The sequence below is a fragment of the Donghicola sp. XS_ASV15 genome, assembly GCF_041224595.1.
Classification (GTDB): domain Bacteria; phylum Pseudomonadota; class Alphaproteobacteria; order Rhodobacterales; family Rhodobacteraceae; genus Donghicola.
The window spans coordinates 17,792-29,272 of sequence record NZ_JBGFGN010000124.1 but is presented as its reverse complement, the minus strand read 5'-3'; the positions used below and the strand labels follow the sequence as shown (position 1 = coordinate 29,272).

The window sequence follows — 11,481 nt, the reverse complement described above, 5'->3', positions numbered from 1 at the left end:
GAACCTCACAGAATTGGCCTGACGGCCAATGCGCCTTGGACCGGGCTTGCTATATGAGGGCCGCACGCTCCAAGGCGCTCGCCCCAAACTGGCCGACTTTTGCTCCGCCACAATGGCCGAATTTTACTCCGCCGTTGACATGCAAACGGTCAACCCCGCCATCTGCCGCTAGCTTAAGGACGTGGGGCAGCCCAGAATACAAAACTTTCCAAGAGCGGCCACCCAGCCGCTCTTGCAACGCATCACACCCCAACCCAAACTCTGAAAGCGCAGCGGCCAGACGGCCACTCACATCAGCATCAGCTTGTCGCGCACGGCCAACCATCCCGCAGGCTCCTTCACCATGTTGGCAATGTCATGCTGTCCGAAGATGCGGGTCATGCCACGTTTGGTGAATAGCTCATACAGGATCGCGCTCGCGGGTCCCACGGCTTTGCCATTCGGGGCCACCAAGACACGACTGATTGTGACCTCTTGGAACGCACGCCAGTGTAGCTCCATCGCGACGCGGCCCATCAGTCCCCCAATGGTCACCTTGATCCCCGCTTTAGCCACAGCACTCGCGACCCCCGTGCCCAACCCAACGGCTCCAATCGGAATGGCCGCACCAGCCAAATCCACTGAGCGCACAGCAATCTTCAGGCCCTTGGCCGTTTGAACTGCATCGACCCAGCGGGTGATCGTTTCGCTCTGGCGGTAGCGCGCACCGGTTGCGCGGACTTTGCACAGGTGCCCGATAGACGATCCGATCGCATTGCTTTCCTTGAGCACGCCACCCACATCGACCTGCGTCGCAGTCGAGGCAATCTTGCTTGTGAACCCTGCAGCAGAGGAAAACAGCGACAGCCCTTTACGGTAACCGAAATAACCCTTTGTCTTGGGCGAGCCGCGGCCCGAATGCCCGTTCATGATGAACTGAGGGTTGGATGCGAGTTCCTCGTCTGGCGATTTCACCTCTCGGGCCATCTCGTAGACCATCTGAAGATAGGCCATGAGCGGCATAGCGGCGTCCCCTGTCAGCGCCCCAGCCACTTGCCAGCTTACGGCTTCGAACGCTTCTGTGGCGTTTCCTTTGATATCACGATCATCATCCGGCATGTCCCGCACTCCCTATTGCGTAGGTTCGATGGCGTAGGTTTCGAAGAGACGTACTGGCAAACGGAAACGAGAGAAAAACCGCGGCGCAAAGGGCGTGCTGCGGGTGGCGACATCAAACTGCAACGCCATCAGGTTGCCGTTGATATCCAGAGTGGTTTCGGCGACCCCGGTCGAGGGGTCGATGCTGCCCGCGCCGGCCTCGGCTAGGCGGAACCAGGACCAAGTGCCCATGAACCGCTTTTCAAGCACGGGCCGCGAGCGCATGTAGACGCTGAGATCCAGATCGCTGTCGGTCATGCCAGCAAGCGGCCAAGCCTGATCGCTCCAGGCCATGGGGCCGTGGGCAAAGCGATGCAGGGTCGCGCCAGACCTAAGGTTCATCTCGCTAAGAGCGGGGTCCATGTAGCTGACGCGAAGCCGGAATTTCGCATAGGGCTTGCCGTCGACAAACGCGGACTCGGTGATCTCTCGGGCCTGCAGCAGCATCTTTTCGGTCTCGAATGACAGGCCGATACTGTTCTGGGGCAGGAAGGTCGTCCGCATCTGGAACGTGCCAGGCTGCGCCTCGAACGCCGACAGGAACTGCGTCTTGAAGGCTTGGATCGCGCCTTCGGGGCCAAAGATTTCTGTGAACTCGGCAAGGGTGATTTCGCTGCTGCCCTGTTCGTCGAACGGGAACATCGTCGACAGCAACGAGTCATAGGGATCGTACACCCGCTGCTGCCATTGCCCGTCCACATAGCTCTGCACAAAGTTCATCGCGGCGCGGTCCAGCGTGCCCGACAGGGCCACGCCAAAGCTGCGCACAATCGGCAATTCGCTGCGCTGCGCAAAGTTGTCCAGCACCGCGAGCGGCGTCGCGCTTTCGGATTTCACCAGTTGATCGAACAGGAATTTGCCCGTGCCGGTGCCAGCGGCGACGGCGGCATCCAGCCAAGCGGCGACCTCTCGGGCATAGGCCAGCAGGATGTCGAACTGAGTCAATTGCTTGCCCGATATGTCCTGCGTGAACAGATATTCCTGAAACGCGGCAGAGATATTGCGCGCCGCGACCGCCTGCGGGGAATTCTGCAACTGCTCGAAGCGGGCCAACACCATGGGGTCCACTTTCTCGCCATCCTTGGCGGGGGGCAGCGGCGGTGGAAAGGTGATCGCAACCTCGTTTTGCAGGGCCGTCACCAGTTTCTTCACGGGGTTTTCGCTGGTGTTGACCAGCGCCTTCATCAGGACCTGCGCCTCTTCCCAATCGCGGGCATCGTGCAGTTTCAGGGCACCCAAGAAGTCGGACCACCGACCAATGTAGTCAGCCATATACAAATCGCCGACACGCCGCAGCAGGTTGTCGATCTCGGTCTCTTCCATCTGCCCGACCAGCAAATCGTAGTTCGAAATCATGTCCCGCAGGGCCGCGATTTCGCCGTTCCGGTACATCGCGTCGAACCCTTCGCGGGTAAAGGCGCGCTGCACGAAATAGGTGGCGGGATCCTCTGGCGGTTCGAACACCTCGGAGAACCGAGGCCCAAGGCTGGCGCGCAGATCGACACGGTCGGCAAATTCAGGCTCGCGCAGCAGCAGCTTGTAGAGCAGGTCCGCGGTGTTCTGCCCCGTCAGAGTTTTCGCCACAACGGTGTTCAGTTCCGCATTCCGTGCCGGCGGCGGCTGGTTCAGTGCAAAAAGGTCCCCAAGCAGAGCCTCTCTGGAGGTCGTATCCTTGGCCGAGACCTGCCCCTCTTCGGCAAGCGCACGGCTGAAATAGGTGGTCAAACCTTCGGCGTTGCTGGCCTGATTGGTGTAGAACTCTGCCTCGTTCAGGGCCAAAGAGAACAGCGTCACCCCATCCGCCAGCGCGTTGTAGGCGAACAGGTCCTTTTCCAGATAGTCGGCGAGCGCGAGTTGGAACGGGCCCGTCAACTCTTTCTCGTAAGCGCGCTGATAGAAGGACTCGAGCGACCCTTTCGGAAGCCACACCGGGATGGGCCGCTTGGGCAGGGCATCGTATCCGTCAAACGAAGACCGGATTTTGTAGAGCGCATTGATTTGCGTGTTCAGCCCGTCTGCCCCTTGGGCCGAGGTCGCCATCGCCTGAAAATAATCCTCGAACGCTTCTTCGACCTGCGTGTTCACCGCGCGGTAGTTGCGCATGTTGATCACCATCGCGGTCCCGAACAAGGCCACGATGGCGGTCAATGCCACGGTCACCAGATTGCCCTTCAGATCCTGCCGCCACAGCTGGCTGCGGTTCGGCTCGATTGCGAACGCTTCGGTGCGGTAGGCTGCGGCCAGCGCGCCGCCGTGACGGGCGCTGATGCTGCCCTCGGGCGCGGGCAAGGCGACGGGCATCTCGCCATCCTGAAAATACCGCTGCGCATAGAACCGCGTTAGGAAATCGGCGGGTTTGTCGCCCGACGACGTGCCCGCAAAGGCGATGCTGTGCAGGGCAAACGGGTCTTTTCTTGGGGGCAAGGGTCGGATGAGCGGCTTGATTACCGCCTCTGTCTGCATCCCGATTGCCTGCAGTTGCGAGGGCGCGTTGATCAAAGAGGCGCAGAAATCCGGCGCAAGCTGCTTTTCCAAGGCGTCCAGCCGCAGGGTTTCGATGCGCTGTATCATCTGCGTGAACAGGGCATGGACCGGATTGCCGCGCTCTTCGCCATCGTGGCGCAAGAAGCCGCCAAAAACACGCTCTTCGCCGATGCTCTCGGTCAGGATCGCGGCGCGGACCAAATCCTCGTTCTGCTCTAATCCGCGCAGCATCAGGTGCAGCGGCGGCGAGACGGCCAGTTTCTCGGTCAGACGGTTCAGGACCAGATTAATCACCCCGATACGGTCCCGATTAACACCGTCCAGCGCAGGCAGTTCAGACAAGTCCATGTCCAGAAAAATGGCGTTCATCGGCATCGCGGGCCGGTGCCGCACGAGCGCCGTTCCCAGTGCGGTGATTACGTCCGATGGCGCCTCTTCGCCGCCCGCCAACTCGAACCGGATGGCCAGCGCCGTCGAGGATCCCCAAAGAGAGAGCCGCACGCCATCCCGCACCAGCGGTTCGCCAAAAGCGGTATAGCCCGTCTCGGTCAGACAGCTGGTGTCATCCGAGGCAGAGACCGGCAAGAACAGGTTCACAGGAACGCGCGACAGTTTGCTGTCGATGCGCGGCGCGGCGGCAAACAGGCTGCGGACCAACCGCTTCATATCGCGTTTCAGGGCTTTTTCGGCCTCTCGCACAGGATCGTCGGGCCAGATGGATTTCCGGTAGACCACCACCAGAACCGATACGATCACCGACAGGATCACCAGCACCGCGATCACCACCAAAAGCCAGATCCGCGCCTGAGCGAATCCCACCGCAAAGTAGGTCAGCACAGCGAACAGCAGCGAAATCGTCGCAAGGAACGTGTACAGCCCCATCCGGAGGCGCATTGCTTTGCGGAAGACGGCATCAATCATTGCGCACCACCGTCGTCTTGGTCTCGCTTGAATAGACGTAGACAGGAGTCGTCCCGCTGCCGGTTTCAGCGCGGAACCGATCCAGAGTGCGCGCCGCCGTCCGTTCTTCGGCAAAGCGGGCAGAGACCACGAAACCCACCATCAACAGCACCGCCAACCCCGCGAAATAGAGCTTGCGGGTGAATGGCATCGCCTGACGCAACGCACGGGTCTTGCGGACTTCGCGGCCAAACTGGGTGGGTGCGACCTCCAGATCAGGGTGGTCGATTACACGCTCGAGCCGGTGGATCAGGCGGTCGCGTTCTTTTTCCTGACCGACGGTGTAGCGGCCGCGATATCCCAGCTTCAGGAAGATGTAGATCAGGTGCAGAAACTCGTTCAGCGCCTTGGGCTGCATCAAGGCCCGTTCCGCGATGTTGTAAAACCGGTCGCCGCCATCGCGGAACCCGAAGAGGTCAGCCACCAGCGTCAGGTTCTCCCAGCCGGATTCCTTGCCCCAATCGCTGGTCAGGATGAATTCGTCGATCACGATCGCAAATACGAGGCACAGGTTTTCAGCCACCGATGGCGGATAATCCAGCTGCACTACACGGTATTTCAGATCGATGATCGCGCGTGCAATCTCGGCCCGCACCAGATGAGGTTCGCGGATGTCCTGCATCCGGCGGACCGTCCCGCACAGACCGATCAACTCTGCCGAGACCTGCATCAGACCGGTGCCCGACTCCTGCCCCGCGCGAAGCGTCCGCTCGATGCTTTGCAGCACCGACGGGCTGAGCGAGACCGGATAGCGCATCGCCCCTGTCTCGGGGCCTGCGATCCCATCGGCTGTCAGTGTCATCGTGGGGGCGTGGGTGTCGGCCATCTCTTAACCCAGCAGATACATAGTCGAGGTGAGCGTCGGGATGCGGTCGTCCACATGCATGGCGAGCGCTTCCTTTTTCTCGATGAACTTTTGCCAATGGGGCGATCCGGTATCGACCGCGAAAAAGGCCGAGCCGTCCTTGTCCCGCAGCTCTGACGGGGCAGTACCCAAGGGGGTCAGGCGGATCCCCGGCAGACCCATCTGCACCAGTTCGGGGATAGCTGTGATACCCGCCAGCTTGCAGACCGATGGCACGATCTCGCGCAGGGTAGCATTCCCTAGCGGCGAAGAGACCGACAGCACCGGGCGACGCCCCTCTTGCAGCATCCGCGGTTGGATGACCATGCGCAGAAGCCGCCGCTTTTCAAAGAGTTCGGTGTTCCACGGCAAGGACACCACCGATTTTTCGGATTGCAGCGTCAGTTTGCGGCGCAGGCGGGTGAACAGCGCGTCAAAGCTTGGCCCGAGCTCTCGGGGATCATAGACCAACAGCGGGTCGGTCACTTGGGCATCTGCGGCCTCTAGAGCGACGGTCAACTCGCCAAGCATGCCATAGACCCTGCGTGCAGAGGTCTGGGGCTGCGCCACAGCGTTCTGCAGGGCAAAAAGACCACGGTTCAGGGCCTCTAGCTCTAGCCGTTCGCTGATAAAGCTGCCGATACTCTGTGAATTGCGGACGGCCTCGATCCGGCCGCCGGTATTGGCCGCCCGCGCACGGGCAAGTGAGATGATATCGCTGAGGCGGTCCATCAGCGTGTCAGAGGCCGCAATCGCCAATGCGGGCGGCACGAACCCGCGATCCAGCACCAGCGCGCCTTCGGCGGTTTTCTCCAGAATGCGCGCCACGGGAATAACGGCAAAGCCTGACAGATCATCCCCTTCGATCCGCAGGCACACGCCAAGGCTGGCGACCTCGGCATCGATCGGTTCGTTCATGTGATCGGACAGATCGTGCAGGTCGACACGCTCGCTCAGCATCCGGTGGACGCCGCGCCGCTGACCCACTTGCGTCGTCCCCAGCCGCGCCAAGGGCACCGCCAGATACACTGTCTTTTCGACAGTGCCATCTGGGACATCCATGCTCTGCTCGGCGTCGAGTTCGAAATAGGTTCGGTCCGGCAGCACCCCGACCGCGCGACGGACCGAGAGTTTGCCGATGCCGAAATGCTCTGCATTCAACTCCAGTTGCGCAAAGCCATAGTCGTCGCCCCATGCGTCCAGCCGCGCCAGCCCTTCGGCATAGGCCCGCATCGCCCTGTCGAACTGCTGGAAATGCTGGGGGGCAATGAACATGCCCTCGGACCAGACGACGTTTCGTTCAAGGCTCATGCGTCGCCCCCTCCGAACACGCCTTTCAGCTTGCTAAAGAGGCCCTTTTTCGGCGCAGGGGCGTCCGCATCCAGATCGGTCCCGCGATACTTGATCGCCACGCCAGAGGACGTAACCGTGACGGTCACACCGGCGTCCAGAATGTCGGCGCTGATCGGCACCACGTCCATGAACGCCTGCTGTTCATAGTCCGCAAATTCGGCAAACGCCCCCAGATAGAAAGCGTCCTGCTCCAGATCCAGCGCGACCAGCCGCTTTTCGTCCGGATAGAGGGGCGACAGGCTACGCCGGTCGATCACGACACCAGCCAAGGTTTCGGAATTGTTGAAGATATCCCAGAAATTCGCCGCCTCGAACTCGCTCCGGCTGGACAGCTGATAGAGCCGGATCACCACAGGGTGCGCCACGTCCGAATACTGGTTCACATTCGGCCCTGCGGTTACGACAAGGGTCTTGTTCACCGGTGTCGGGTCCACTTCGGGGGCGCAGCCCGCCAGTGCAATGCTGGCGGCCAGGATCAAAGGCAGGAATGGGGGTCTTTGCTCGATCGTCATCGTTTTTTGATTTCCTCTGCCAGAATTGCCTTGAAGAGGCGCACGTATTCCCCGCTGTCGCGCTTGCGCGCGAACATCCGCTTGTGGATTTTCCAGAAACGGCGGCCTGTGCGGGAAAACGGCCCTAAATATTCGCGATATTCACTTTCCAATGCGACGGGATCGACCAGCTCCAACAGCCGCGCGACCGCGCTTTCAATTGCGGCTTCGTTGGCCTCGCGGTCGGGTGCGACCAGCCATCCGGTCTGGCGCAGCACGGGGCGTGGGGGCATGCTACTCTGCTCATCCAAGGTCGAGCTGTCAAAAGGCATCGGACGCGCGTCGTCGTCCGGTTCGACATCAATGGTGGGTTTAGCCGGCCTAGCTGCGGTTTCCTTTAGCTCCGGCCCCTCGGCAAAGGGGTCAAACAGCAGGTCAGCCTCCAGATCGACGCCGCCTTCGGTGAAATCTGCGGGGTCGTCCTTTTCTTCGGCGAGAAGTTCGGTGTTCTCCACCCCGTCCATACTGGCAAACCCGCTCACCCCTGACAGGGTGAAGGGTTTCTTGGGGATGGCGCCGTTCTTGGGCTTGGTTGCGGGGACATCGACCGCCGCGGCCGCTTTGGAAATGCCGAACAGCAGCTCGTATTCCCCGATTTTCACGCGATCCCCGTCGGCCAAGGGACTTTCGTCACCCTTCCACAGATCCTTGCCATTGATGTTCGTGCCATTGGTCGAGCGATCCAGAACCACGATCCGGCCCGCATCATTCAAGCGCAGTTCTGCATGCTGCCGAGAGATTTTGCGGTCCTGATCCGGCAGCACCAGATCACAGTCGAATTCGCGCCCGATCACAAAGGGCAGGTCAGAGGCGTAATATTCTCTGTGCACCAGAGACTCGCCTTCGGGAATGCGGATCAATTGAATGCTAACGGTCATTTCTCACCTGCCTTGCACATCGCGAGAAAGCTGTTGAACCGCCCCAAAAACAGCGGGTTCGCAGCAAGAAATCTGTGCGAAAAATGCACCATGTTTGACTGGGACTTGCTGGGGATCTTGATCAGGTCATCCCCCTTCATGTCTGCCGCGCGCATATAGTGTTGAAAGATCAATTCATACTCGAGCGCTACGTCGATCTCGCCCTTGCGCAGCATGTTCAGCAGGGCTTCGGCATCACGGGGTTTTTTGATCACGTTGTAACCATCACGCTTCAGCTTCAGCCATTTGCTGGTGGCGAATTTTGCGCTGTAACGGGCGCTGACCTTGTCAGCCTCGTTCGTGGGGTCAATGTCGCGGCCTGGCAGCATGAACCACGACAGATCCTCTGTGATCACGGGGTCCGAGGGGGTGGCGTAGACCGCCCGCGCCTTGTTCGGTGAACCCGCGAAGAAACCCTCGACATCCCCATTTTCCGTCTGCAACTGTGCCTGAGACCAGTCCATCATGATGATCTCGTAGGGTTGCCCCATCCGGTCCAGCGCGCAGGTCACGCGGTCGAACGCGACGCCCTTGATCTGCCCGTCGACCAGCATGTGATAGGGCGGCAGGTTCTGGGTCGCGAGCTGGATCGGATCGCGCGTCTGGCCGGACGCTGGCAAAGCCAGCGCCACCAAAGCAACCGCGCAGATATGGGGCTTAGGCCATCTCAAGTGTGACCTCGCTTCCGTTGTGGCCAACATGAATGGATTCCAGTGCTCCGCCGTCGATCACCTGCTGGATGCAGGCCTCGGCCAGACGCGGCAGGAAGTTCTTGTTGATCACCTGCTCCAGCGCACGCCCACCGCTAAGCGGGTCGTTGTTCGCAGACACCACGTAATCCACAAAGCTCTGATCCCAGTCAAAGCTGGCGCCATACTGCGCGGCGATCCGTTTCTTGATCCGGTTCAGGTGGATTTCCGTTAGCTTGCCGCCCACTTCGGCATTCAGCGGGCGATAGGCGATCACCTCGGTCCGGCCAATAAAGGCGGGGCTAAAGAAGTTCAGCAGTTGCGGGCGCAGATTCGCGGTCAGTTCCTCGGACGTGGGATCATGGTCGCAACTGTCGATAAAGTCACGGATTTCCTCGCCGCCTGCATTCGAGGTCATGATGATGATCGTGTTACGGAAGTCGACGTCTGTGCCTTCGCTATCGCTGATATGCCCCTTGTCGAAGATCTGGAAAAAGATGTCGTGGATCGCGGGGTGGGCTTTCTCCATCTCGTCCAGCAAGAGCACGCTGTAGGGTTTACGCCGGATCGCCTCGGTCAGCACGCCCCCTTTGCCATAACCCACATAACCGGCCGCAGCCCCCAGCAGCATCGAGGATTTATGCGCCTCTTTGAACTCGGTCATGTTGATGGTCGTGATGGCGTCTTCGCCGCCAAAGACCTGCTCGGCGATGGCCAGAGCTGTCTCGGTTTTCCCCACGCCCGACGGTCCACACATCAGAAAGACCCCGATGGGTTTGCGGGTGTCTGTCAGGCCCGCGCGGCTGATTTTCAGGCTGCGGGCAATGGCTTCGATCGCGCTGTCCTGCCCCAGAACCCGCTCTTTGAGGGTGTTCTCCAAAGTCAGCAGGCGCTGCGCCTCACTGCTTTCCAGACTGCTGACGGGCACGCCGGTCCAGTCCGACACCACGGTCGCAATAGTCGCCGCCGTGACCCAAGGGTAGACGTATTCGTCCTTGTGATCTGGATCGATTTCGGGCGCGCCAATCTCTTCGCCCTCTGCCTCTAGCGCGGCGCGGGCGGCGGCAAGGCGGTCTTCGACCAGCCCTTTCTCGGCCTCCCATGTGGCGACGCGGCTGTCCAGATCGGCCTTTAGCTCAGCAATGCCGCCCTCCATCACTGATCCGTCAAAGGCACCGCGTCCGAACTGCTTGGCATCCTTGATCGCGCGGTCCAGTTCGACCTCGGCAAAGTGCAGCTGCTCTTCTAGAAACTCGATCTGCTGGGGACGGCTGTGCTGGGACAAGGCCACGCGAGCACAAGCAGTGTCCATCAGGCTGATCGCCTTGTCCGGCAGCCGCCGCGCGGGCATGAAGCGGACGGATAGATCGACGGCGGCCTTGATCGCCTCTTCCTGCACCAGAACGTTGTGATGGCGGGACAGGTTATCGGACACCGCGCGCAGGATGTTCACTGCTGCATCGGGCTTGGGTTCATCCACGTTAATGGGCTGGAACCGGCGGGACAGCGCAGGATCTTTTTCGAAGTACTTTTTGTACTCGGCATAGGTGGTCGCCGCCGCAGTGCGGAATTCCCCACGGGCCAAAGCCGGTTTCAGGAGGTTCGCGGCGTCATTCTGCCCCTCGGCCCCACCAGCGCCGATCATGGTGTGGGCTTCGTCGATGAACATCAGTATCGGCGTTTCCGAGGCCTTCACCTCGGCAAGCACGTTTTTCAGCCGCTCTTCGAACGCGCCTTTGACGCTCGCGCCCGCTTGGAGCAGACCCATATCAAGGCTTAGCAGTTCGGCCCCTTGTAGCTGCTCTGGAACGTCCCCAGCGACGATTTTCTGGGCCAGACCTTCGACGATTGCGGTTTTGCCGACGCCGGGTTGCCCCAGCAAGATCGGGTTGTTCTGGCGCTTGCGCAGCAGCACGTCCAACGTCTTGGAAATCTCTTCTGTGCGGCCCATCACAGGGTCCAAGGACCCGTCCCGCGCCGCTTGGGTCAGGTTCACGGTAAACTGCGCCAAGGCCCCTTCGCCCGCTGCGCCGCTTGCCCCACTGGGGGCGCCACCGGTCGCTGTGCTGGTCACCAGCCCGGCCCCGCGTTCTGCTGCAAAGGCCCGCAGCTTATCGGTCGAAATGCTGGACAGCGCCTTGACCGGTTCAGACCGCATCCCCAAGGCATTGGGGGCCAAGGTCGCCAGAACCAGCACCTCTGGCAGGATCGCGCCCTGCCCCAACTCGACCGAGGCGATCAGCCACGCCTCTTCCAGAACCTTGGAGATCGAGCCGGAAATTGTCGGTTTGTTGTCGGACCCGCCAGAGCCGTGCGGCATCTGGCGCTCCAGTTCGGCCTGCAAATCGGACAGATTCACACCCTGCTTTTCCAGATGGCCCGCCAGCCCTGTGTCGCTGCCGAAAATCGCGTGAAACAGCCAGTGCGGGACCTCGACGGTCGGGGTCTTGCGCTTGACCGCCTCGCCCACCGCGTTCTCTAGCGCCCCGCGCAGTTGCGGGGAAAGTTTGTTCACCAGTTTGACAAGTTGAACCATGAGACGCGCT

Annotated in this window: 8 protein-coding genes; all 8 read right to left on the bottom strand. The window is 60.8% G+C overall.

Going from position 1 to position 11,481, the window contains the following annotated elements; genetic code table 11:
• Nucleotides 1-288 precede the first annotated feature (288 nt).
• The 8 genes from AB9K37_RS07260 to tssH are packed head-to-tail and all read right to left on the bottom strand — an operon-like array spanning nucleotide 289 to nucleotide 11,471.
• Nucleotides 289-1,098 carry a hypothetical protein gene (locus tag AB9K37_RS07260; protein ID WP_369836562.1) on the bottom strand — a complete coding sequence of 270 codons (810 nt, stop codon included), beginning with the start codon at nucleotides 1,096-1,098 and terminating at the stop codon, nucleotides 289-291.
• Between the two features lie 12 nt (nucleotides 1,099-1,110).
• Complete coding sequence (locus AB9K37_RS07255) at nucleotides 1,111-4,542, bottom strand: ImcF-related family protein (protein WP_369836560.1); 3,432 nt, start codon at nucleotides 4,540-4,542, stop codon at nucleotides 1,111-1,113.
• On the bottom strand, nucleotides 4,535-5,407 hold the full coding sequence (locus AB9K37_RS07250; protein ID WP_369836558.1) for a DotU family type IV/VI secretion system protein: 873 nt from the start codon (nucleotides 5,405-5,407) through the stop codon (nucleotides 4,535-4,537). Before AB9K37_RS07250 ends, AB9K37_RS07255 begins: the two co-directional genes overlap by 8 nt.
• A 3-nt stretch (nucleotides 5,408-5,410) precedes the next feature.
• Nucleotides 5,411-6,736, bottom strand: coding sequence for a type VI secretion system baseplate subunit TssK (tssK, locus tag AB9K37_RS07245; RefSeq protein ID WP_369836556.1), 1,326 nt, complete (start codon nucleotides 6,734-6,736; stop codon nucleotides 5,411-5,413).
• Nucleotides 6,733-7,290 carry a type VI secretion system lipoprotein TssJ gene (tssJ, locus tag AB9K37_RS07240; protein WP_369836554.1) on the bottom strand — a complete coding sequence of 186 codons (558 nt, stop codon included), beginning with the start codon at nucleotides 7,288-7,290 and terminating at the stop codon, nucleotides 6,733-6,735. Before tssJ ends, tssK begins: the two co-directional genes overlap by 4 nt.
• Entirely contained in the window at nucleotides 7,287-8,207 is a 921-nt protein-coding gene (locus tag AB9K37_RS07235) for an FHA domain-containing protein (protein ID WP_369836552.1), read from the bottom strand. Before AB9K37_RS07235 ends, tssJ begins: the two co-directional genes overlap by 4 nt.
• On the bottom strand, nucleotides 8,204-8,917 hold the full coding sequence (locus tag AB9K37_RS07230) for a transporter substrate-binding domain-containing protein (RefSeq protein ID WP_369836549.1): 714 nt from the start codon (nucleotides 8,915-8,917) through the stop codon (nucleotides 8,204-8,206). The genes AB9K37_RS07235 and AB9K37_RS07230 overlap by 4 nt, the downstream gene beginning before the upstream one ends.
• Nucleotides 8,904-11,471 (bottom strand): type VI secretion system ATPase TssH, encoded by a 2,568-nt coding sequence (tssH, locus tag AB9K37_RS07225; protein ID WP_369836546.1) that lies wholly within the window; start codon nucleotides 11,469-11,471, stop codon nucleotides 8,904-8,906. The genes AB9K37_RS07230 and tssH overlap by 14 nt, the downstream gene beginning before the upstream one ends.
• Nucleotides 11,472-11,481: the final 10 nt, after the last annotated feature.